The following is a 23,079-nucleotide window of genomic DNA, read 5'->3' as shown; positions in this document are numbered from 1 at the left end:
CCCGTCCTACCCGCGCACCCACGCCCCCGTCCGCGGGTCGATCGACGGCGGTGGCGGCGGCGGGGCGCCCCACGGGCGCTCCTCGACGTCGCCGTGCCGGGTGGTGACGACGCCCTCGGGCCCGACGCGCGTGACGACGTCGGCGTGCCCGTCGCGGTCGAGGTCGGTGGCGAGGACCAGCCCGTCCCCCCACGGGGCGACGGTGGTGTCGGCGACCCCGTCGGCGTCCGAGTCGACGGTGGGCGCGGCGAGCTCGGGGGCCCCGGCCAGCAGGTCCCCGGTGGTCAGGGACGGGGCGGGCGGCGGGTGCGGGAACACCGCCGGCCCGGGTGACGCGACCTCGTCCTCGGTCATGGCCCGTGACGGTAGGCGGCCGCCGCGGCCGGTGGGGGCGGTTCGGGAGAAGCCGGGTGGTCCGACCCCGTCCGGATCGCGGCCGCCAGGCGGTCGAGCACCGCCTCCGCCCGCGCCGTCGCCGCGGCGCGCGCCGCGTACCGGGGGTCGGTGGGCCCGGGTGCGAGCCGCTGCGCGCGCTCGTCGAGGGCCCGGTCGAGCGCCAGGGTGATCTCCCGGTCGGCGACGATGAGGGCCTCGGACAGCACCCGCTCGAGGTCGGTCCGCGCCTGACCGAGGGCCTCGGCCAGCCACGCACGGGCGTGCGCCCGGTCCGCCGCCCGGCGGCGCACCCGGGCCAGCCAGCCCGCCGCGCCGAGCCCGAGGCCGACCGACACCGGGACGAGCGCCGCCCCGACGACCGGCGCCACGGGCACCGCGAGCAGCGGCAGCAGCGCCAGCCGGGAGAGGCCGAGCCCGCCGCTGGCCCCGGCGACCACGAGCACCCGGTCGGCGGGTCGCGCCGGGGCCGCGGGCAGGTCCGCGCGCGGCACCGGGGCGGGGATGCGCAGCTCGGCGAGGTCCGCGGGCGGCAGCAGGTCGGCCAGGGTCGTGACGACGAGGTCGCGCAGCCGGTCCCCGAGGGCCGCGACGACCGCGGCCGCCTCGTCCTCGAGGTCGCGGGCCAGGTCGGTGGCCACGGCGGCCAGGTCCCGCCGCGAGGCGTGGTCGATCCGGTCCCGGTGGGCGGCCGCGAGGGCGCGCACCCGCCGACCGAGGTCGTCGACGACCGCCACCCGCGCTGCGGCGATCTCCGCGCGCCACCGGACGTGGTGCTCCCGCCGGGCCGCGCCGACGACGGCTCCCGGGCCGGGTCCGGGTCCGGGAGGCGCGTGGGCCGGTAGCGAGCGCGCGGCGGTCACGGCCGCCCGCAGCGCGTTCGCCTCGTCGAGCATCCGGCGCCGGCGCGCGACGAGGCCGTGCAGGTGCTGCTGGAGCGGGGCGACGCCGGACCGCCGTCGGAGGGGTTCGCCGGCGGTACCCGTCCCGCGCGCCGCGTCGGCGAGCACGGTCGAGACCGGGAACCACGGCGCGCCGGCCAGGCGCGGGACGTGCTCGGCGACGAGGTCCCGGTCGGCGTCGAGCACCGTGCGCCAGCCGCGGTGCGCCTCCGTCCCGACCACGGCGAACCCGACCGCCTCGACCGCGCCGGCCACGTCGGCGACGCGGTCGAGCTCGTGCCGGTCGAGCGGGGCCCCGGCGCCGAGGACGACCAGCAGCGCGGACGCGCCGCCGGTCGCCCACCCGCCGTCGGGACGGGGCGGGAGCAGGAGGTCGAGCTCCTCGAGCAGCGGCACGTCGAGGGTGTCCGGTCCGAGCCGGGTCACCTGCGCGTCGAGCGCGCCCGCCCCGAGGTCGACCAGCGCCGCGGCGAGGGCCCGCCGACCACGGCCGGGCGCGCCGACCAGGGCGACCGCCGGGCGCGTGTCCGGGCCGGTCGGACCCGTCGTCGGGACGCCGGTCCCCACGAGCAGCCGGTCCAGCTCGCGCCGCGCCGCGGCCACCTCCTCGGGCAGCGTCGCCCAGGGCCCGCTCATCGGGTGAGGTCGGCCCACAGCCGCGCCCAGCCGCGGTGCACCGCCTCGGCGACGTCGGCCCGGGCCGGCGGGGTGCCCCAGGTCGCGTACCCCCGCCAGGCGGCGGCCCGGCGGGCGGCGTGCCCGGCCAGCTCGCCCGGTGTGGTCCCGAGGTGGCGGGCGAGGTCGGGCGGCGGGTCGGCGAGCAGCGCGAGCTCCCCGGCGAGGTCGACGGGCAGCGGCAGGGCGCCGCCCGCGTGCCGGGCGGCCGCCTCGACGAGGGTGAGGTCGAGCTGGACGGGACGGGCCCGCAGGTCCTCCAGCAGGTCGGTGAGCAGCACGAGGTCCTGGTCCGCGGCCGACCGGACGGGAGCGGTGCCGCCGCGGCGGTCGGCGCGCACGGCGGCGCGTTCGGCGGCGGCGAGGGCCGCGACCCGGCGTTCGGCGGCGACCGAGGCGAGCAGGTCGGCCCGGCCGCGCACCTCGGTGCGCAGGCGCCCGACCACCCGGTCCAGCCCCGAGGCGGCGAGCAGGGCGGCGCAGACGTCCCCGACCCCCGCGTCGGGCCGGTCCCGCAGCAGCGCCAGGGCGAGCCCGACGCCGCGGCGGTCGAGGAGGTCGAGCAGGCGGGCGCGCGCCCCCGGGTCCACGGGGAGGGCGGCCGTGGTGAACAGCTCGGGGTCGGCCAGGGCGGCGTCGGTCGCGGGGTCGGCGGCGAGCGTGCGGAGGGCGGCCAGGTCGGCGGTGCGGAGAGCGCCGGTGACGGCCGTCTCGGCGAGCAGGCCCACGACGGGCGTCACGGGGCCGACCTGCGCGGCGAGTCGTCCGGACAGCGTCGCGGCCGTCGCCGCCGCGTCCGCCTCCGTCCCCACGGTGTCGGCGCGCCCCAGCACCGCGACCACCCCGGCCGGTCCGTGCCGCGCGGCGTCGGCGAGGCCCGCGATCTCGTCGGGGCGGGCGGCGGCCGGCAGTACGACCAGGGCGGCCTCGGCCGCGTCGGCGGCACCGCGGGCCGGCCCGCGCGGCCGCCGGGCGGACCCGGTGCCCGGGGTGTCGACGACCGTCAGCCCGTCGAGCGCCTCGCTCGTCAGCGACACCAGCAGGTGGTCGACGTCCGCGGGGTCGACCCCGAGCCGGTCCCCGACCGCGGCCGGCACCCGACCGCCCTCGGCGAGCGGCAGGGGGCGGCGCGTGCCATCGGCGAGCACCACGTCGAGGCGGTCGACCGGGCCGCGCACGTACCGGGCGGTCAGCCGGGTGCACTCGCCCGCGCCGGTCGGCGCCACCCGGCGTCCGACCAGGGCGTTGACCAGGGTGGACTTCCCCGAGGACACCGGCCCCGTGACCACGATCGCGGGCGTGGCGACGGCCCGGGCCGCCACCGAGTCCAGCGCGTCCGCGATCGGGAGCGCGGCCGCGGGCGAGACCGCGCGGCACCGCCGCGCCGTGTCCTGCGCCCACCGTCCCACGAGGCGCAGGGTAGGCAGGCCGGACCGACCGTGGGGGCGGATCCGGAGACCTCACCCGCCACATCCGTCCCGGTGTCCCACGCGCGTCGGGTTTCGCCCGCTCCCCGTTCAGGGGATGGTGTATCTCGACCGGGGCACCCCGGGCCATCGACACGGAAGGGCTGCGCCGTGGCCTCGAGCGCCGACACCGGCACCTACCTCCTCGTCGTGACCGTCGGCACGATCCTCGCCGTCGTCGTCGGCATGGTCCTGCAGCGATCGGGACTCGGATTCCTGCGCGAGGTGTTCGACGACCGGGACGCGGCCCAGTCCGTGAGTCGCCTGCTCACCGTCGCCTACTACCTCGTCGCCGTCGGCTTCATCGCCCTCATGTCGACCTGGGATCCCTTCGAGATCGAGGGGACCGTGCAGTACGTCGTGACGAAGATCGGGTCGATGCTGGTCTTCCTCGGCATCCTGCACGTGGTGACGCTCGCGATCCTGGCGCGCATCCGGAACAACAACCGGGTCCAGCAGATGGCCGCCAACCTGCGCGGCGGCAACCGGCGCCCGCGCGACAACCGGGGTCCGACGCAGGCCATCGAGTCCAACGGGTCCTGAGGGCGACCCCCGCGGGGTGCCACTGCGCCGTCCGTCCGTGCCCGATGTGAGGATCGACCCCGTGCCAGCAGGAGACGTCGCGGGACTCGACGCGCGACGCGGGATCGTCAGCTTCGCCGACCGCGGGGGCCGGGTCACACCCGGCCAGCAGCGGGCGTGGGACCGCGCGTGGCCGCTCTACGGGCGGGAGCTGTCCGCCCTCGGTGACGTCCTCGACGACGCCGGGCACCTCGACGCCGCACGCTGGTTCGGCCGGTCCGCTCCGCTGCGGCTCGAGATCGGGTCGGGGATGGGCGAGACGACGGCGGCCCTCGCGGCGGCCGAGCCCGACGCCGACCACGTCGCGGTGGAGGTCTACCCGCCCGGCCTGGCCCAGCTGCTGATGCGCATCGAGGCCGCGGAGCTGGAGAACCTCCGGCTGCTGCGCGGTGACGCGGTGGTCGTGCTGCGCGACCACGTCGCGCCCGACGCGCTGGACAACCTGCGCGTCTACTACCCCGACCCCTGGCCGAAGCGGCGCCACCACAAGCGCCGGCTGATCCAGCCGTCGACCGTCGCGCTGATGGCGTCCCGGCTGCGGCCGGGCGCCACCCTGCACCTCGCCACGGACGTCGCCGACTACGCGGAGTGGATGCTCGAGGTCACCGACGCCGAGCCGACGCTGGAGAACCCCCACGGCGGGTACGCCCCGCGGCCCGACTGGCGGCCCCGGACGAAGTTCGAGACCCGCGCCGAACGCGAGGGCCGGCCGAGCCGTGACCTGCTGCTCGTGCGCACGGGTGGTCCCGCGTGATCATCCGGTTCGACGACGACGGGAGACGCTCGCGCGAGGAGCGCAGCGACGGGGGAACGCGACGGACGCGTCGGCGGCGGGCCGTTAGAGTCGACAACGTGTCACCCTCCCCCGCGCCCTCCCCGGCCGACCTCGCGCACGCGACGGGCCCGGTGACGCTGGCGGGCGGGAGCCACCCGGACGCGGACGTCGACGCCGACGTGCCCCCGCCGCCGGCCCGGACGCTGCTCGTCTGGGACGCCCCGAACATGGACATGAGCCTCGGCTCGCTGCTCGGCGCCCGACCGACCTCGGCGTTCCGCCCGCGGTTCGACGCGGTCGGCCGGTGGCTGCTCGGCCTCGCGGGGCCCGAGGGCCTGGCCGAGGCGACGGTGTTCACCAACGTCGTGCCCGGGTCCACGGAGATCGTGCGGCCCTGGGTCGAGGCGCTGCGCAACGTCGGGTTCGCGGTCTTCGCCAAGCCGAAGACGGCCGAGGACTCCGACGTCGACGACGACATGCTCGCCCACATCCAGGCGCGTCACGCCGAGGGCGGTCTCGAGCACGTGGTGGTGGCCTCCGGGGACGGGCGGGCCTTCCGCGAGCCGCTCGAGGCCCTCGTCGAGCAGGGCATCCGGGTCACCGTGATCGGTTTCCGGGAGTACGCCGCGTTCGCGGTGGCGTCGGAGATCCTCGCGTTCCTCGACCTCGAGGAGATCGAGGGCGTCTTCCGGGAGCCCCTGCCGCGGGTCAGCCTCGACACGCTGCCCCCCGGTGGTGCCTGGCTGCAGCCGCTCCGGTCGCTGCGGTCGCTGCTCGACCGGTAGGCCCCACCTCCTGTGGCAGGAAAGCGTCGTTGCTGTCATCCAGTGGCAGGAACGCCGCATCGTCGACGCGGCCGGGGAGGGATCCGTGGACCTGCCCGAGCACTGGGGCACGACGCCTGACGAGCGGGCCCGCCGCACGCCGGCCGACGACCTCGTCGCCGCGCCCTCCGCCCGTTGGACCCGCGGCGCCACCAGCACCGCCGACCCGGCCACGCTCTGGCGGTGGCTCGGCCAGCTCACGGTCGCGCCCTACAGCTACGACCTGGTCGACAACCTGGGTCGCCGCAGCCCCCGCACGCTGACGCCGGGCGCCGACGACCTGCAGGTCGGTCAACGGCTGCTGATGATCTTCGTGATCGACTCGTTCGTCGCCGGCGAGCACCTGACGATCCGGCGCCGGTCGACGCGCGGCCCGGTGGGCGAGTTCGCGGTCACCTACGCCGTGCACCCCGACCCGGCCGGCTCCCGGCTGACCGCCACCGTCGTGCTCGACCGCACCGGAGCGGTCGTCGGGAAGGCGCTGGCGTGGGGGGACCTGGTGATGATGCGCCGCCAGCTGACCCTTCTGTGCGCGCTCGCGGCGGGCTGATCAGACTGGACGCATGACCGCGCGCCGTCTCGCCGCCCCGCTCGTCCTGACCTGTGACGGGCCGCCGGTGCCGCTGCGGGACGCGGTGGTGGACGTCGACGAGGCCGGGCGGATCGCCTTCGTCGGGCCGGCCGCGCAGGCCCCGGCGACCGACGCGCCGACGACGCACTGCACCGGTCTGCTCATGCCGGGTCTGGTCAACACGCACGCGCACACGCCGCTGGCGCTGCTGCGCGGGATGGGCGGGGACCTGCCGCTGATGCGCTGGCTCACCGAGGTGGTCTGGCCGGCCGAGGCGCGGCTGGACGCAGCGGACGTCCGCACCGGCATGCTCGCGGGCGGCGCGGAGATGCTGCGGGCCGGCGTCACCACCTCGACCGAGATGTACTTCTGGGCCGAGACGGTGGTCGAGGCCGTGCTCGAACTCGGCTCCCGCGTCGTCATGACGCCGGGGATCATCACCGCGCCCGGGATGGACCGGTTGGGCACGTGGGAGGAGATGCGCGACGGCGTCTCGCGCTGGATCGACGCCGACGGTCTGCGGTTCGGGCCGGGCGAGCGCGTCGAGCTCGGGTACGGCGCGCACTCGGCGTACACGCTGTCCACGGAGGCGGTCGCGACGACGGCCGCGGCGGCCCGCGAGCGCGGGGCGCTGCTGCACATCCACGTCGCGGAGGCGGTCGGGGAGGACGACGAGGTCCGCGCGGTCTACGGCTCCGTGCCGGCCATGCTCGAGACGACCGGCAGCCTGGGCGGTCGCGTGCTCGCGGCGCACTCGATCCAGATGTCCGACCAGGACCTGGAGATCTTCGCCCGGCACGACGTGGCCGTGGCCCACTGTCCGGGGTCGAACGCGAAGCTCGCCGCCGGGGTGGCGCGGGTCGGGGAGATGCTGACGGCGGGCCTGCGGGTCGGGCTCGGCACCGACTCACCGGCCTCGAACGACGACCTCGACCTGTGGGAGGAGCAGCGTCTCGCCTCCCTGTTCGCCCGCCAGCGGCACGCCGACGCGACCGCGCTGACCGCCGCCGACGTGCTGCTGCTCGCGACGGCGGGCGGTGCCGACGCGCTGGGCCGCGACGACCTCGGGCGGCTGCGCCCCGGAGCCTGGGGCGACGTGGTGCACGTCGACCTCGACGACCCGGCGTTCGTCGACCCCGACGACCCGGCGCAGCTCGTGTCGAACCTGGTCTGGTCGGCGGGGTCGCGCTCGGTGCGCGACGTGTGGGTCGCGGGCGACGCGGTGCTCGCCGACGGGACACCGGTCCGCGTCGACCCGGCGGAGATCCTCGGCGCAGCCCGGGCGGCCGGGCGGCGGATCAAGGGCTGAGGGGTTCCACCCACACCGTCCGGACGGTGCGCCAGGTCACCTCGCGTGGCAATCTCGCGCGCATGAGTGGCGAGTACCGCGAGGCCTACGACCGCAGCATGACCGACCCCGACGGCTTCTGGCGCGAGGCCGCGGCACTCATCGACTGGTACACCGAGCCCGAGACGATCATGGACGCCTCGGCGCTGCCGTTCTCGCGGTGGTTCGTCGGCGGCGAGCTGAACACCTGCCACAACGCGCTGGACCGGCACGTCGACGCGGGTCGCGGCGACCAGGTCGCGCTGATCCACGACTCGCCGGTGACCGACTCGCAGCAGCGGTTCACCTACACCGAGCTGCGCGACCTCGTCGCCCGGTTCGCGGGCGTGCTGCGCTCGGTGGGCGTCGGCAAGGGCGACCGGGTGATCATCTACATGCCGATGGTGCCCGAGGCCGCCGTCGCGATGCTCGCCTGCGCGCGGCTCGGCGCGGTGCACAGCGTGGTGTTCGGCGGGTTCGCCGCCCGCGAGCTCGCGGTCCGCATCGACGACGCGAAGCCCTCGGCGATCGTGTCGGCGTCCTGCGGCATCGAGGGCAAGCGCGTCGTCGAGTACAAGCCGCTGCTGGACAAGGCCATCGAGCTGGCCGAGCACGACCCCGGCCGCTCCGTCGTGCTCCAGCGCCCGCAGTACGAGGCCCCGATGACCGAGCGGGACCTCGACTGGGCCGAGGCGATGGCCGACGCCGAGCCCACGGAGTGCGTGCCGGTCGCGGCCACCGACCCGCTCTACGTGCTCTACACCTCCGGGACCACCGGCAAGCCCAAGGGCGTGCAGCGCGACAACGGCGGGCACGCGGTGGCGCTGCGCTGGTCGCTGCCGGCGATCTACGACGTCGGGCCGGGCGAGGTCATGTTCACCGCCTCCGACGTCGGGTGGGTCGTCGGGCACTCCTACATCGTCTACGCGCCGCTGCTGACCGGGGCGACGACGGTGCTCTACGAGGGCAAGCCGATCGGCACCCCGGACGCGGGCGCCTTCTGGCGGGTCATCCAGGACCACCAGGTCAAGGCCCTGTTCACCGCACCGACGGCGTTCCGCGGCATCAAGAAGGAGGACCCCGACGCGGTCCTCCTGCGCGACTACGACATCTCCTCGCTGCAGACCCTCTTCCTCGCAGGCGAGCGCCTCGACCCGGAGACGTGGACGTGGGCGTCGGAGACGCTCGGCGTCCCCGTCGTCGACCACTGGTGGCAGACCGAGACCGGCTGGCCGATCGCGGCGAACCTGCGGGGGCTCGAGCCGATGGAGCTCAAGGCCGGCTCGCCGTCGGTCCCGGTCCCCGGCTACCAGGTCGACGTGCTCGACGTCGACGGCACGGAGCTGCCGCGCGGGGAGGAGGGCGCCATCGTGATCAAGCTGCCGATGCCGCCGGGCTGCCTGCAGACGTTGTGGGAGGACGACGAGCGGTTCCGCGAGTCGTACATGTCGCGCTACGAGGGCTACTACCTCACCGGCGACGGCGGCTACGTGGACGCCGACGGCTACGTGTTCGTCATGGGCCGCACCGACGACGTCATCAACGTCGCCGGCCACCGCCTGTCGACCGGCTCGATGGAGGAGGTCCTCGCCGGGCACCCCGACGTCGCCGAGTGCGCCGTGATCGGCGTCCACGACGCGATGAAGGGCCAGGTCCCGCGCGGCTTCGTCGTGCTCAAGGCGGGCGTGACCCGCGGGGAGGACGAGATCGCGCCGGAGCTCGTGGCCCTGGTGCGCAGCGAGGTGGGTGCGGTCGCGTCGTTCAAGAACGTGGCCGTGGTGCCGGCGCTGCCGAAGACCCGGTCGGGGAAGGTGCTGCGCAAGACGATGCGCCAGATCGCCGACGGCCAGGACGCCATGGTGCCCTCGACCATCGACGACGCGTCCGTGCTCGACACCCTGCGTCCGGTGCTGCAGAAGGGTCCGCAGGCGGGCGGCTGAGGCGCCTTCTCCCGCGTGAGGGGAACCCTCATGCCACAAGAGCGCTCGAATATTCCCCTCACACCGTGCGGGCTGATCGTGAGGGGAGGATCCGGGCGCTCTATCGGTGCGAGGGTTCCCCTCACGCGGTGGGGGTGCGGGCGGCGGGCCGCTACTCGCCCTCGGGGAAGTCCGCGCCGCGGGCGACCTGCTCCCACGCGGCCGCCTCGTCGATGCGCTGTTGCCAGAGCCTCGGCGCGAGGTCGGCGGCGGCGTGGCCGAGCAGCAGGCGCAGCGGCGGCTCGTCGGACGCGACGACCTGCCGCATGGCCTCGGCCGCCCGGCGCGGGTCACCGGGCTGGGTGAAGGCGCCGCGGCCGTCCATGGCCTCCCGACGGGCGCGCAGGACGTCGTCGTACTCCGGCATCGGCTCGGCCCGCACCATCGACCCGCCGTTCCAGTCGGTGCGGAACGGGCCCGGCTCGATGATCGTGACGCGGACGCCGAAGCCCGCGACCTCCTGCGCCAGGGACTCGCTCATCCCCTCCAGGCCCCACTTCGTCGCGTGGTAGAGCCCGGTGTTGGGGAACGCGCCGACGCCGCCCATCGACGAGATCGGCAGGATGTGCCCCGACCCCTGGGCGCGCATGGTCGGCAGCACCGCCTGCATCGACCACAGGGCGCCGAACAGGTTCACCTCGACCTGGTCGCGCGCCTGCTCCTCCGACACCTCCTCGACGCCGCCGCCGAGCCCGTAGCCCGCGTTGGCGACCAGCACGTCGATCCGCCCGACCTGCTCGGCCGCCTCGCGCACCACGCGGACCGTGCCGTCCCGGTTGGTGACGTCGAGGTCCTTCGCCACGAGCCGGTCACCGTGGGCGCCGCGCAGGTCGTCCAGCGTGGACGCCTTCCGCGCGGTCGCGACCACGGTGTCGCCCGCCTCGAGACAGACCTCGACCAGGGCCCGGCCGAGGCCGCGGGAGGCGCCGGTCACGAGCCATACTCGTTCGCTCATGCAACCGGTCTACCCCCGCGGCCCTCAGCAACACCGCGACGAGGGGTTCGCCTCCTGCGCGTCGACCTTCGCCCGCCAGAACTCGCGCTCGCCCATCGGCGGGTGGGTGTGCCCGCGCCGGTGGTGCGACTCCAGGTAGCGCTCGTAGGCGTCGGCGCCGATCACGCCCCGCCACCAGCGCACGAGGGCCCGCATCAGTGGCCGCCCCGCGACGGCGGGCCGACCTCGGCGAGCCAGCGGGCCTCCAGCTCCTTCTCCGCGGGCTGCGGCACCAACCCGGACGGCGCGTAGAGCTTCGAGGGCACCGGCTCGTCCTCGAGGCTGGGCCGCCCACCCGCCCGCAGCGAGCCGACCGCCGCGATGGCCGCGGTCACGATCACCACCAGCGCCAGCACGAGGAACAGGATCGACAGCGAGCCCTGGATGAAGGTGTTCCGGACGACGGCCTCCATGGCCTCGGGCGTGCGCGCCGCGCCCATGCTCGTCCGCCCCGCCGCGAGGGCCTCCCGGTACGCGTTGTGCTGGGCCCAGTAACCGACGGCCGGTACCGACGAGAAGATCTTGTAGAGCGAGGCCGTGACCGTGATGACGGTGACCGCCACGAGCGGCACCAGCACGATCCACAGCGTCCCGATCGTCCCGCGCCGCGCGACGATCGCGAGACACACCGCGAGCGCGATCGCGGCGAGGAGCTGGTTCGCGATGCCGAACAGCGGGAAGAGCGTGTTGATCCCACCGAGCGGATCCGTGACACCCATGATCAGGATGCCGCCCCAGGCCCCGCACATGACGAGGGTGCCGATCCAGACCCCGGGCCGCCACGACATGTCCTTGAACTTCGGGACGAAGCTGCCCACCGCGTCCTGGAGCATGAAGCGCGCCACCCGCGTCCCGGCGTCCACCGCGGTGAGGATGAACAGCGCCTCGAACATGATCGCGAAGTGGTACCAGAAGCTCATCAACGCGGCGCCGCCGAACAGGCCCGACAGGATGTTGGCGAGGCCGAGCGCCAGGGTGGGCGCCCCGCCGGTCCGCGAGACGATCGTCTGCTCACCGACCGACTGCGCGGTGCCCGCGAGCAGTTCGGGGCTGACGTTCACGCCGGCGAGGCCGAGCGAGTTGACGAACATCGCGGCCGAGTCGACCGCGCCGCCCGTCATCGCCGCGGGGGAGTTCATCGCGAAGTAGATGCCGCGGTCGATCGACACCGCCGCGACCAGCGCCATGATCGCCACGAACGACTCCATCAGCATGCCGCCGTAGCCGATGAAGCGCGTCTGGCGCTCCTTCTCCAGCAGCTTCGGCGTGGTGCCCGAGGAGATCAGCGCGTGGAAGCCCGAGAGGGCGCCGCAGGCGATCGTCACGAAGAGGAAGGGGAACAGCGGACCCGGCACGACCGGACCCCCCGCCGGGTTCCCGGCGAACTCGCTGACCGCCGGGGCCATGACGTCCGGCCGGACCACGACGACCGCCACGGCGAGCAGCACGATCGTGCCGATCTTCATGAACGTCGAGAGGTAGTCGCGTGGCGCGAGCAGCATCCACACCGGCAGGATCGCGGCGATGACGCCGTAGACGACGACGCCCCAGGCGAGCGTGGTGCGGTCGAACGTGAAGAACTCCGCGGCACCGCTCTCCGAGATCCAGCCGCCCGCCACGATCGCGAGCAGCAGCAGCGCGACGCCGATGACCGAGACCTCGCCGACCTTGCCCGGCCGCAGGTAGCGCAGGTAGAAGCCCATGAACAGCGCGATCGGGATCGTCATCGCCACGGAGAACACGCCCCAGGGGCTCTCGCCGAGCGCCTGCACGACGACGAGCGCGAGCACCGCGATCAGGATGATCATGATCGCGAGCGTGGCCAGGACGGCCGCCGCCCCGCCCACCCGGCCGAGCTCGTCGCGCGCCATGCCGGCCAGCGACCGGCCGCCGCGCCGCATCGAGAAGAACAGCACCAGGTAGTCCTGCACGGCGCCCGCCAGGACGACCCCGACGATGATCCAGATCGTGCCGGGCAGGTAGCCCATCTGCGCCGCGAGGACGGGCCCGACCAGCGGCCCGGCGCCGGCGATGGCGGCGAAGTGGTGCCCGTAGAGGACCCGGCGGTCGGTCGGCAGGTAGTCCTGCCCGTTCTCCGAGTGCTCGGCCGGCGTGGCCCGCCGGTCGTCGGGCCGGAGCAGCGTCCGCTCGATGTAGCTCGAGTAGAAGCGGTAGGCGATGAGATAGGTGGCGACGGCCGCGAACACGAACCAGATCGCGTTGACGGTCTCCCCGCGGACGAGGGCGAGCATCACCCAGCCCAGGCCGCCCACCAGCGCGATCGCCGTCCACACCGCGATCCGCAGCGGCGTCCACCGACGGCGCTGCTCCTCGAGCACCTCGTCGTCCACCGCAGCGGGCGGATGCTCGGCGACGGAGCCCGCCGCCGAACCGCCCGAAGACACCGTCGTCATGTCGCCCTCCTCGGCCCGAACCGGACAGAGGGAACATACGGGGCGACACCGACAGTGTCAGCGACCTAACCGGCGCGACCGAGCCCGTCGTCGGGCAGCTTGGCCCCGCCGTAGCCGATGTAGTTGCCGGAGGAGTTGCGCAGCCCGCCCTCCGACACGGCGTCGAGGCCGTGGTTGGCGATCATCGTGCGGATGCCCGCGGTGATGTTGGCGACCGGGTCGTAGATGCCCTTGTCGGCCAGGGACGGCAGCACCGCGTTGCGGAAGGTCGTGTCGATGAGCTGCATCAGGCCCTTCGACGGGGTCCCCGCCGCAGCGTTCGAGTCCCAGTTGTTGATCGCGCGCGGGTTGCCCGTGGACTCCCGCATGATGATCTGCTTGACGCCCGGGGCGAGCTTCTGCGGCAGGCCCAGCAGCCCGAGGGCCTTCGCGATCTGACCGTTCAGGGTGTCGTCGTTGCCGGCGGAGTAGGGACGGCCGAACTCCACCGGGCCGTTCTCCCGGGCCACCGACATCGCCTTCTGCAGATCGTCGGGGCCGGTGTCGGCGGCCTTCGCGGCGGCGTCGAGGTCGGCGGTGGACATCGCCACGGTGGTGACGTCGCTGATCGCCGAGGTCGCGCTGGCGGCGGGCCGGGCCGTGGGTCCCTGCTGGGACGCCAGCGCCATCTGCGCCGCGGACAGCGAGGCCGTCCCGGGGTCGGCGTCGGCGGTGTGGGTGGTGTCGAACGTCTGCACGGCCGGGACGACCGCCCCGGCGGCCACCGCCGCCACGAGGATCTTCCCGGAGGTCGCACCGGACAGGGTCCGTGCGGGACGCGGCCGGGCGGGCGCCGGCGCGGGGGCCCAGACGGTCGCGCGTGCGGCCATCGGGCGCATCGGGGCGGGAGCGACGAAGGCGGGGGTGAGAGCGGGGGTGTGGCCGAGGCCGGGGCGGGTAGCCCGGTGGCCGGAGGCCGGTTGCCCGTGTCGCGCCACGTGTTCGCCCTTCGCCGCAGGGATCTCGCACGACGAGGCCGCCGGGGAGCGATGGCATCGGCGTGATGCCGTGACCTCGTCGTGATCTGGACCGCCGGAACATAGCGGGGTCCGGGCCGGCGTGGGCCGGGTGGGTGTCCTCCCCGGCGCGTCGGCGTCCTTCCCGACGGCGGGTGCGTCGACAAACGTGCCCACGTCGCGGTTCGCGTCCTCGATCGTGTCCACGACGCGGCGCCGACCGGCCGTCACCACCGGGTCGGACGGTCGGGGACGGCCGACGGCGAGCGGGCCACCGGACGAACGGTCGACGAGCGGCGGGCGGGCGACCTTCCGGCGAGTCGAGGGGGCGTCTCGGCGTGCCCCGGCGCGTCCGGGGGTGTCGCCCGCGCATCCGGCGCAGTCGGCTCAGGAACCCTTCAGGCCGAGGAGGTCGGCCAGCGCGTCGAGGGCGCGGTCGCCCTCCGCCTGCGCCGCGGCCGAGACCGAGCCCAGCCCGAAGAAGCCGTGCACCAGGCCGTCGCCCCGCAGCAGGCGGACCGGGACCCCGGCGGCGGCCATCGCCTCGGCGTGCGCGACGCCCTCGTCCCGGAGCGGGTCGAACTCCGCGACGGCGACGACGGCGGGTGCGAGGTCGCCGAGCTCGCCCAGCCGGGCCGCCTCGCCGAGGTTGACCGTGGGATCGGCGTGCGTCCCGGGATCGGGCAGGTAGCGGGCGTAGAACCACCGCATGTCGTCCGCCGTCAGGAACGGGCCGCCCGCATTCGCGGCGACGCTCGGGTGCGACATCGTCGGGTCGAGCCCCGGGTAGAGCAGCAGCTGACCGTCGAGGCGGGGTCCCCAGTCGCGGGCCAGCAGGGCGAGCCCCGCGGCGAGGCCGGCGCCGGCCGAGTCGCCGCCGACGACCAGGCGGCCGCCGACGTGGGTGGCCGCCCAGCGCAGCGCGGTGTGCGCGTCCTGCAGCGGCGCCGGGTGCGGGTGCTCCGGGGCGAGCCGGTAGTCGACCGACACCACGCGGGCGCCCAGGTGACGGCAGACGCGGCGGGCGGAGGCGTCGCCGGTGTCCAGGTCCCCGACCACCCAGCCCCCGCCGTGCAGCCACACGACGGTGACGCCGCTCGGCTGCTCGGGCTCGTAGACCCGGACGACGACGTCGGTGTCGGTCGTCGGGTCGGTGACGACGTCGTCGTGCACCCCCGCGACGGGCAGGTCGGCCGAGCCCCGCCGCAGCAGGGACAGCTCGCGGTAGTTCCGACGGGCCTCGTCGGGCGTCCCCCGCGTGATCGGCAGCCATCCGTCCGCCTCGAGCTTCGAGATGCCGGCCGCGAGTTCGGGGTCGAGGGCGCTCACGGCCCGACCCTGGCACGAACGACGACGGCCCGCCTCCGGATGACCGGACGACGGGCCGCTGACCTGCGATGATGCTCGTGGAGCGAGTGACGGGAATCGAACCCGCGTTCTCAGCTTGGGAAGCTGATGTTCTACCATTGAACTACACTCGCCTGCTGCGATCATCACGATACACCGGCTCCCGCCGCCGCCCGGCAGGCACCCTCCGGAGCCACGAACGGCTCGTGCGCACCGCAACCACACCGGTGTAACTCACTCGGATCACGCTGTGGTCTCGGTCCGGTTGCGGCCGAACCGGTGACGCAGCGTGGATCCGATTGCGCCCAAGCGGTAGTCCTGCAGCACTCGTCTGTCGTGCTGAGACGGTTTGGTGTGTGCTGTCCACGTGGTGGAGAGCGGAGGACCGTGGGGAGGTGCCCATGACGCTCGGTGATCACATGGACCTGGATCTCGCGTCGGAGCTACCCGAACTCCTGATCGTCGTCGCCTCGACGGACGACGCCCGGGCGCTGGCGCCGCTGGGCCGTCCGGGTGCCGACGAGGGTGACGAGCCCGTCCGGCCCGTCCTCGTCGCGACCGGCGTGGACCCCCTCGGGGTCGATGCCGTCCTCGACGAGCTGGACGCCCCCGCGGGCCGGCTGCTGCTGCTCGACGGTCCGTCCGACGGCTGGGCCGAGGAGGCGGCGCGCCTGATCGTGCGCCTGGACGCCCTCATCACCGGCGAGCCGCCGGCCGGTGTCGTGGTCCGCGGCGGCTCGGAGGCCGCACTGGCCGCGGCGCGCTGCGCCGTCGGCATCGGGGTGCCGCTCCTGCACCTGCCCGTCCCGCCCACCGACGCCCGGACGGCCGCGACCGCCGCCATGGTCGCCGAGCTCGCGGCCTGGCAGACCTCGCCCGACGGCGGGCAGCCGTACCCGACCGAGATCGACCTCCTGGTGCACCGCCGGCTCACGCCCGCGCCACCCCGCCCGCGCCACGCGAGCGACCCGAACGTCGTCCGGATGCCGGCGTCGCGCGGCCCGCGCAACTCCCTCTCCGCCTGACGGTTCCGCGGCGGACACTGCGCCGAACGGTGCAATATCCTGCTCTCTGAGCACGGATCCACTCGGCCTCGGCCCGCAAAGCTGTGACCGATACCCGGAACCGGCTAACGTCATGCCGCCGGTGGGGGATGTCCTCCAGAGAGCACGCTCGTCGGAGGCTCCCGACGGGACTCCCCGGGGGACATCGGGCCAGGAGGGTGTGCGGGTGAGACGAGCACCGAGGTTGACCACCGAGGTCCAGCGCCTCGGCGTCACGGTGTCGGTCGCCGCGCTGGTGATCGTGCTCCTGGTCGTGTTCCGGGTGCTCTACAGCGCCGCGGTCACCTCCCCGGCCGAGGACCGACTGCAGGCCGGACTCCTCGCCGTCGAGGACTCGCACCAGGCGATGCTGTCCATGGACTCCGCGCTGCGGGGCTACCTCGCGACGGGTGACCGCTTCTTCTCCGACGAGGCGACCAAGACGAGCCCCGACCTCGCGGCCGCCGACACGCAGATGGTGAACCTGCTCGAGGAGCCGGCGCTGCGCCAGAGCGTCCTGCAGCTCCTGCTCGCCCAGCAGCGCTGGCGCACCGAGTGGGCCGACCGGGCGCGGCAGGTGCCGCCGCCGGGCGGAGTCGAGGCCTTCCTGCTCCAGGGCAAGGCGATCTTCGACAACTACCAGGGCCGCAAGGACGACACCCGTGCGGCGACCCTGGTGGCCATCGAGGACAACCAGCGCATGTCCACGGTGATGCAGTGGTCGGTCGGCGTCCTGCTGGTCCTCGTCGGGCTCGGCACGCTCGTCGTCGCGCTGCGTGGCCGTCGTCGGCTGGAGCGACACGTCGTCGCCCCCGTCGACGGTCTCCTCGCCTCGGTCCGGGGGATCTCCGAGGGGCGCCTCCACCCGCCGGAACCCGTCGCCGGCTCCGCGGAACTGGTGGCCCTGCGTGACGGACTCGCGGACATGACCGTGGCCCTGCGCCACCAGCGCGAGGAGTCCTTGGCGCAGGCCGAGCGGCTGCAGGCCCAGACCGACCGCCTGCGCACCATCCTGATCATGACCCGCGAGATCGCGGGGTCGCTCAACACCCGCTACGTCGTCGACTCCACGGTGCAGGCCGCGGTCGCGGTCACCGAGGGTCGCGTGCTCCTGTGGCTGCTCGACGAGGACGGGTCCGGCCTGGAGCTCGCCTACGACTCCGAGCGCGGTGCGGTCCCCCCGCTCGAGCGCCAGTGCAGTCTCGGCGTGGGTGTGGTCGGCCGGTCCGCCCGCTACGGGCAGATCTCGCGCGGGGACCCCGACACCGACGACGAGGCCGCGGTCGCCGTGCCCCTGGTGGTCGGCGCGCGGGTGATCGGCGTCCTGGAGTGCTTCGACGGGAGCGAGGGCGAGGTCGACGGCCAGTCGCTCTCGGCGGTGGAGATGCTCGCGACCCTCGCCGGGTCGGCCATCGAGGCCAGCCGGCTGCACGCCGCCACCGAGCGGCTCTCCCAGTTCGACCCGCTCACCCAGCTCGCGAACCGCCGACGGCTCGGTGCCGACCTCGACACCGCCGTCGCCAACGCGAAGCGGCACGGGCAGGCGATGTCGGTGATCATGCTCGACCTCGACCACTTCAAGGAGCTCAACGACCGCTACGGCCACCAGCAGGGGGACGTCGTCCTCCAGGAGGTCGCGAGCACGCTGCGGGCGTCCATGCGCGAGGGCGAGACCGCCTACCGGTACGGGGGCGAGGAGTTCGCCATCCTCATCACCCACGGCGACACCGAGGACGCCGCCGCCCTCGCCGAGCGGCTGCGGGAGCGGGTGGAGGCCGACTTCAAGCGCGGCGGCCGCCAGCTCGTCACGGCCTCGTTCGGCATCGCGACGCTGCCCCACCACGCCGGCGACGGCGAGGGACTGGTCTCCGAGGCCGACCGGGCGCTGTACTCCGCCAAGAACTCCGGCCGGAACCGGGTGCACCGTGCGGGGCAGCTCGTCGGCTGAGTCCGGTCACGGATCGGACGTCGTCCGCGCCGCGGCCACGGAGGTCACGTCCAGGCAGGCTCCGGACCCGGCCGACCTGCCCGGTGCGCACCGCGCGGGAGCGTCCTACGACAGGCCCTTGCGGAAGTTGACGTAGGAGCGCGACGGCGTCGGCCCGCGCTGGTCCTGGTAGCGCGACCCGTAGATCGCCGAGCCGTACGGGTGCTCCGAGGGCGACGACAGGCGGAACAGGCAGAGCTGCCCGACCTTCATGCCCGGCCAGAGTCGGATCGGCAGGTTCGCGACGTTCGACAGCTCCAGCGTCACGTGCCCGGAGAAGCCGGGGTCGATGAAGCCGGCCGTGGAGTGGGTCAACAGGCCCAGGCGGCCGAGACTGCTCTTCCCCTCCAATCGCCCGGCCACGTCGTCGGGTAACGAGATGACCTCGTAGGTGGAGCCGAGCACGAACTCACCCGGGTGCAGGACGAACGCCTCGTCCTCCGGCGGCTCGACCATGCGCGTCAGGTCGTCCTGCTGCAGCGCCGGGTCGATGTGGGTGTAGGCGTGGTTGTTGAAGGTCCGGAAGTGTCGGTCCAACCGCAGGTCCACGCTCGAGGGCTGCAGCAGCGTCTCGTCGAACGGGTCGAGCGCGACGCGTCCCGCGGCGATCTCGGCGCGGATGTCGCGGTCGGAGAGCAGCACCGGTGCACTCTATCGGCGCAACCCGACACGCCGGGCCGGGCCACCCGTCGTCGGCCATGGCGAAGATCGCGACGAGCCGAGCGATGTGCTCGCTGAGCGAGCAGATCGCTCCGCAGAACAGGATCTTGCCCGTCGCCGCCGGAACGAACGAAGGGGCCCTCCGGTCGACCTGCTCGACCGGAGGGCCCCTTCGTTCGGGACCGGGGAGGGCTACTCCGCCGGGTTCTGCACGTTCGCCGAGGTGGCGGTGGTGGCCGGGTCGGACTCGCCCGGCTTGTCGCCGTCCGCCGGCTGCCCGCGCTTCACCGCGGCCAGGAGCATCTGCGAGACGTCCATGACCTCGGTGCCGACCGCCTTCGCCTCGCTCTGGCGCTCGGTGAGGCCGTCGGTGAGCATCACGCGGCAGAAGGGGCAGCCCGACGCGATGACGTCCGGCTCGACGGAGATGGCCTCGTCGACGCGCTCCATGTTGATGCGCTTGCCGATGTTCTCCTCCATCCACATGCGCGCACCACCGGCACCGCAGCACAGCGCCCGGTCGGCGTGGCGCGGCATCTCCTTGAGCACCGCGCCCGCGGCCTCCACCAGCTCACGCGGCGGGGTGTAGACCTCGTTGTGCCGACCCAGGTAGCAGGGGTCGTGGTAGGTCACCGTCTTCGGACCGTGCCCGTTCGAGGACCCGTTCGAGGACCCGTTCGTGGAGACGACCTCGGCGGCCGGGGCCGCCTGGTCCTCCGGGTGGCCGTTGACCGAGTGCCCGTTCGCGGTCACGAGCCCGCGCTCGGTGCCGTCGGCCTGCGGGCCCTTGTACTGCAGGTTGGTCGACGGGTTGATGTCGAGCTTGGCCTGCGGCACCGGCGAGGACTCCGGCGCGACCGGGATCAGCTTCTTCTCCCGCACCAGCTGGTTGAGCAGCTGGGTGTGGTGGACGACCTCGTAGTGGCCGTCGAGCTGCGGGTACTCGCGCCCGAGCGTGTTCATGCAGTGCGGGCAGGTCGTGACGATCTTGCGGGTGCCGGGCTCGCGACCCTCGAAGACCGTGTCGAGCATCTCCTTGGTCTGCATCGCCATCATCTGGAAGAGGAACTCGTTGCCCGAGCGCCGCGCCGGGTCACCGGTGCAGCTCTCCTCCTTGCCGAGCACGGTGTAGTTCACGCCCGCGATGTGCAGCAGCTCGGCGGTGGCCCGCACGGTCTTCTTCGCGTTGTCGTCGAAGGCGCCGGCGCAGCCGATGAAGAACAGGTACTCGGTCTCCGGGGACAGCTCGCCGTCGAACTCGGGCACCGCGAAGGGGAGGTCCTTCGCCCAGTCCATGCGGTTGGAGTTGTTCTGGCCCCAGGGGTTGCCCTTGTTCTCCAGGTTGCGGAACAGGACGCCGAGCTCACCGGGGAACTCGGACTCGATCATCACCTGGTTGCGGCGCATGTCGACGATGTGGTCGACGTGCTCGATGTCCACCGGGCACTGCTCGACGCAGGCGCCGCAGGTGGTGCAGGACCAGAGGACCTCGGGGTCGATGACGCCGAGCTGCTGGGCGGTGCCGACCAGCGGGCGCGCGGCCTGGATGTCGTCGGTCCCGGTGTGGCGCTCGTAGCCCGACTCCGGCACGCCGTGGCCGCCGTGCTCGTTCTTGGCGAGGCCCGCGTCCCAGTCGATGCCCCCGCCGTCGGGCATGTCCTTGCCGCCGATCATGTACGGCGCCTTCGCGAGCATGTGGTCGCGCAGGTCCATGATCAGCAGCTTCGGCGACAGCGGCTTGCCGGTGTTCCACGCGGGGCACTGCGACTGGCAGCGACCGCACTCGGTGCACGTCTCGAAGTCGAGCATGCCCTTCCACGTGAAGTCCTCGATCTTGCCGCGACCGAACGAGGCCTCTTCGGGCGGGTCCTCGAAGTCGATCGGCTTGCCGTCGTACTCGATCGGCTGCAGCGGGCCGAGGGCCTTCGGCAGCCGCTTGGCGGCGACGTTGATCGGGGCGATGAAGATGTGGAGGTGCTTGGAGTAGAGCACCTGCACGAGGAAGACCAGCGCCACGCCGATGTGCAGCAGCAGGAAGATCGTCTCGAGGACGAACAGCGTTGTCGGGGAGAGGCCGGTGAACAGCTGGCCCACCGCGATCGAGACCCAGGCACCCGACTCGTAGGGCAGGTTGCCGGCGGCCGAGGACGTCCCGCGGAAGGCGAACAGCGTCCAGATCACGTTGAAGATCAGGAAGAGCACGATCCACGCGCCGGACGTGTGCGAGCCGTAGAAACGCGAGGACCGCTGCTTGCGCTCCGGGTCCTGCTGCACGCGCATGATGCCGAAGGTGATGATCGAGAGCAGGACCATCACGGCGATGAAGTCCTGGAGGAAGCCCAGGATCGGCGAGCGCCCGATCAGCGGGATGTGGAAGTCCTCGACGAACAGCGCGCCGTAGGCCTCGATGTAGACCGTCAACAGGATGACGAAGCCCCACATCGTGAAGAGGTGGGCCAGGCCGGGGATCGACCAGCGCAGCAGTTTGCGCTGACCCGCGACCTCCACGATCTGGGTGCGCAGGCGGGCGCCGAGGCCCTCGGAGCGCTTGGCGTCGGGCTGCCCGGACTTGATGAGGGTGTAGAGCCACCACGCCCGGCGGGCGGCGATCACCCCCACGGCCAGGGTCAGGGCGAGACCCAGGATCAGACGGACGAGCACGGTGAGACCTCCCCGCGGACCGCTGCGTCTCGGCGCAGGATCCGTCACGTTCAGGCGGGCCTGCGGACGCGCTGCGTGGTGGTCGCGCCGCCTACCCGGATCAAGGGGGACTGTAACGGCTGGTGCCGACACCCGGCCCGACGAGCCGGGTGACGTTCTACTCACCGGTAACCGGACGGACCCGACGTCACTCTCCGGTGGGGTGACGCGACACGCGCGACGCCCGTGCGAGCGATCATCCCCCCGTTGTCCGCACGGGCACGCCACGATGGCCTACGACGTCGGAGGACGCCGGTGACACCCACGGCGCAGCGTGGTCGCGGTACGGCACCACCGGGGGTACCGACCCGTGCGCCCGCCGTGTTTACTCAACCGGTCGAGACCGGCCGACCCCGAACCAGCACGCCACCGTCCGGGAGGACCTCCGCATGACCCTCACGATCCTGGGTTCGCACCTCCTCGACACCCAGATCACGGCACAGGGTCTGGGCACCAACGGTCTGCAGGGGTGGATCCGCGACAACATCGTCCCGCTGCTGCTGCTCGGGATCGCCGTGATCATGCTCTGGATCGGCGGCCGCGGGGACAACGCGGGGGTGGCGCGGCGCGGCGTCGGCCTGCTCGTGGGCCTGGTGGCCCTCGGCATCGCGGTCTCCGGCAACGGCCCGGCGGTCGGGCAGTTCCTGGCCCAGCTGATCACGGGGTAACGGGTGCAGATCCGCACCGACGACGACGTGTACCGGGTCGACGCCGTCTGGCTCGGTCCCCCACGGGCGACCTTCCCCTGGCGCGCCCGCTACTCGAGCTACGGCGTCGGCCTGATCGTCATGATCGTCGTGATGTTCGTGCAGCGACGGCTCGGAATCCAGCTCGGCTTCTTCTCCGTGGCCTGGGCGCTGCTCATCACGGTCGTGGTGGTGCGGTTCGTCAGCAAGCGGATCAACGAGGACCGGCCGCTCCTGGAGTGGCTCACGCTCTTCTGGCACGAGGTGCGCGGGCCCCGACGCCGCACGCGCGGGGCGGGCAGCACCGTCAGCGCCGGGCACGTCGCGATCGAGCCCGTCCGGCCGCGCGCGGCGCTGCCGCCGGGACGGATCGACCCGCACGCGGCGATGGCCGTGCGCGAGGACGCCCCGCCGGCGCGTCCCGCCCGCCGTCCCGCCCGCCCGAAGAAGCGGACCAGACGGTCCTGGACCACCCGGGGCGGCGTCGCCGCCCCCACCCGGCGCCCCACGCCGGCGGGCACGGCGGCCGCCCCGGACACCGACCCGGACGGCGTCGTGCGGGTCCGGGCGCGCCGGGCGGACCGGCCGCGTCGCGACCCGTCGTCGGGAATGCCACGGCGGTACGGGCCGGCCGCGACCGGGAGCACGGACGGGGAGGGCGACGGTGCGCCGGGGAGGTCCTGACGGCGGGTGGGGCCGCCGCGCGCCCTGGCCCGAGGCCCGCGAGTCCGGTCCCGAACCCGCCCCCGACGCCGGGTG

At 73.9% G+C, this 23,079-nt stretch carries 20 protein-coding genes and 1 tRNA gene; 10 read left to right on the top strand and 11 right to left on the bottom strand.

From position 1 onward, the window contains the following. Positions 1–6: 6 nt before the first annotated feature. The 3 genes from LN037_RS03900 to LN037_RS33125 are packed head-to-tail and all read right to left on the bottom strand — an operon-like array spanning position 7 to position 3,379. Positions 7–354, bottom strand: coding sequence for a DUF6802 family protein (locus tag LN037_RS03900; RefSeq protein ID WP_230750001.1), 348 nt, complete (start codon positions 352–354; stop codon positions 7–9). Then, on the bottom strand, positions 351–1,931 hold the full coding sequence (locus LN037_RS03895) for a hypothetical protein (RefSeq protein ID WP_230750000.1): 1,581 nt from the start codon (positions 1,929–1,931) through the stop codon (positions 351–353). Before LN037_RS03895 ends, LN037_RS03900 begins: the two co-directional genes overlap by 4 nt. Further along, positions 1,928–3,379 (bottom strand): dynamin family protein, encoded by a 1,452-nt coding sequence (locus LN037_RS33125; RefSeq protein ID WP_308286099.1) that lies wholly within the window; start codon positions 3,377–3,379, stop codon positions 1,928–1,930. Before LN037_RS33125 ends, LN037_RS03895 begins: the two co-directional genes overlap by 4 nt. 168 nt (positions 3,380–3,547) lie before the next feature. Here LN037_RS33125 and LN037_RS03885 point away from each other — a divergent pair, with 168 nt between their 5' ends. The 6 genes from LN037_RS03885 (at position 3,548) to LN037_RS03860 (ending at position 9,455) form a co-directional block, all read left to right on the top strand. Further along, positions 3,548–3,979 (top strand): hypothetical protein, encoded by a 432-nt coding sequence (locus LN037_RS03885; RefSeq protein ID WP_230749998.1) that lies wholly within the window; start codon positions 3,548–3,550, stop codon positions 3,977–3,979. Between the two features lie 61 nt (positions 3,980–4,040). Continuing rightward, positions 4,041–4,772 carry a tRNA (guanosine(46)-N7)-methyltransferase TrmB gene (gene trmB, locus LN037_RS03880; protein ID WP_230749996.1) on the top strand — a complete coding sequence of 244 codons (732 nt, stop codon included), beginning with the start codon at positions 4,041–4,043 and terminating at the stop codon, positions 4,770–4,772. Positions 4,773–4,870: 98 nt separating this feature from the next. Beyond that, on the top strand, positions 4,871–5,578 hold the full coding sequence (locus LN037_RS03875) for an NYN domain-containing protein (protein ID WP_230749994.1): 708 nt from the start codon (positions 4,871–4,873) through the stop codon (positions 5,576–5,578). An 85-nt stretch (positions 5,579–5,663) separates the two neighbouring features. Then, positions 5,664–6,167 carry a hypothetical protein gene (locus tag LN037_RS03870; RefSeq protein WP_230749992.1) on the top strand — a complete coding sequence of 168 codons (504 nt, stop codon included), beginning with the start codon at positions 5,664–5,666 and terminating at the stop codon, positions 6,165–6,167. 13 nt (positions 6,168–6,180) lie between these two features. Next, positions 6,181–7,497 carry an amidohydrolase family protein gene (locus LN037_RS03865; RefSeq protein ID WP_230749990.1) on the top strand — a complete coding sequence of 439 codons (1,317 nt, stop codon included), beginning with the start codon at positions 6,181–6,183 and terminating at the stop codon, positions 7,495–7,497. Positions 7,498–7,559: 62 nt separating this feature from the next. Further along, on the top strand, positions 7,560–9,455 hold the full coding sequence (locus tag LN037_RS03860) for a propionyl-CoA synthetase (RefSeq protein WP_230749988.1): 1,896 nt from the start codon (positions 7,560–7,562) through the stop codon (positions 9,453–9,455). 151 nt (positions 9,456–9,606) lie between these two features. Here the strand turns inward: LN037_RS03860 and LN037_RS03855 are convergent, their stop codons facing one another. From LN037_RS03855 to LN037_RS03830, 6 genes are all read right to left on the bottom strand, one after another. Then, a complete protein-coding gene (locus LN037_RS03855; RefSeq protein WP_230749986.1) occupies positions 9,607–10,449 on the bottom strand; it encodes an oxidoreductase in 843 nt (280 codons plus the stop codon). Positions 10,450–10,473: 24 nt separating this feature from the next. Then, a complete protein-coding gene (locus tag LN037_RS03850; protein WP_230749984.1) occupies positions 10,474–10,644 on the bottom strand; it encodes a YbdD/YjiX family protein in 171 nt (56 codons plus the stop codon). Then, positions 10,644–12,902 (bottom strand): carbon starvation CstA family protein, encoded by a 2,259-nt coding sequence (locus LN037_RS03845; RefSeq protein ID WP_230749982.1) that lies wholly within the window; start codon positions 12,900–12,902, stop codon positions 10,644–10,646. Before LN037_RS03845 ends, LN037_RS03850 begins: the two co-directional genes overlap by 1 nt. A 65-nt stretch (positions 12,903–12,967) precedes the next feature. Next, on the bottom strand, positions 12,968–13,771 hold the full coding sequence (locus LN037_RS03840) for a transglycosylase SLT domain-containing protein (RefSeq protein ID WP_230749981.1): 804 nt from the start codon (positions 13,769–13,771) through the stop codon (positions 12,968–12,970). Positions 13,772–14,284: 513 nt separating this feature from the next. After that, on the bottom strand, positions 14,285–15,226 hold the full coding sequence (locus LN037_RS03835) for an alpha/beta hydrolase (RefSeq protein ID WP_230749979.1): 942 nt from the start codon (positions 15,224–15,226) through the stop codon (positions 14,285–14,287). Between the two features lie 78 nt (positions 15,227–15,304). Then, positions 15,305–15,378: transfer RNA gene (locus LN037_RS03830), tRNA-Gly, on the bottom strand. Positions 15,379–15,645: 267 nt separating this feature from the next. On the opposite strand from LN037_RS03830, the gene LN037_RS03825 reads away from it, so the two are divergent. Together LN037_RS03825 and LN037_RS03820 are read left to right on the top strand one after the other, a co-directional pair. Continuing rightward, positions 15,646–16,269 carry a hypothetical protein gene (locus LN037_RS03825; RefSeq protein WP_230749977.1) on the top strand — a complete coding sequence of 208 codons (624 nt, stop codon included), beginning with the start codon at positions 15,646–15,648 and terminating at the stop codon, positions 16,267–16,269. Between the two features lie 223 nt (positions 16,270–16,492). Continuing rightward, positions 16,493–18,235 carry a GGDEF domain-containing protein gene (locus LN037_RS03820; RefSeq protein WP_230749975.1) on the top strand — a complete coding sequence of 581 codons (1,743 nt, stop codon included), beginning with the start codon at positions 16,493–16,495 and terminating at the stop codon, positions 18,233–18,235. A gap of 105 nt (positions 18,236–18,340) precedes the next feature. On the opposite strand, the gene dcd is transcribed toward LN037_RS03820, so the two are convergent. Then, positions 18,341–18,916 carry a dCTP deaminase gene (dcd, locus tag LN037_RS03815; protein WP_230749973.1) on the bottom strand — a complete coding sequence of 192 codons (576 nt, stop codon included), beginning with the start codon at positions 18,914–18,916 and terminating at the stop codon, positions 18,341–18,343. 210 nt (positions 18,917–19,126) lie between these two features. Next, positions 19,127–21,595, bottom strand: a complete 2,469-nt coding sequence (locus LN037_RS03810) for a (Fe-S)-binding protein (protein ID WP_230749971.1) — start codon at positions 21,593–21,595, stop codon at positions 19,127–19,129. 428 nt (positions 21,596–22,023) lie between these two features. Between LN037_RS03810 and LN037_RS03805 the strand changes: the two genes are divergently transcribed. Further along, the gene (locus LN037_RS03805) at positions 22,024–22,302 is read left to right on the top strand and encodes a hypothetical protein (protein ID WP_230749969.1); all 279 of its coding nucleotides are present in this window, start codon (positions 22,024–22,026) and stop codon (positions 22,300–22,302) included. A gap of 3 nt (positions 22,303–22,305) precedes the next feature. Further along, the gene (locus tag LN037_RS03800) at positions 22,306–23,004 is read left to right on the top strand and encodes a hypothetical protein (protein WP_230749967.1); all 699 of its coding nucleotides are present in this window, start codon (positions 22,306–22,308) and stop codon (positions 23,002–23,004) included. Positions 23,005–23,079: the final 75 nt, after the last annotated feature.

Source organism: Actinomycetospora soli, from assembly GCF_021026295.1.
Taxonomy (GTDB): domain Bacteria; phylum Actinomycetota; class Actinomycetes; order Mycobacteriales; family Pseudonocardiaceae; genus Actinomycetospora; species Actinomycetospora soli.
This window is presented reverse-complemented; position numbering and strand designations above follow the sequence as displayed.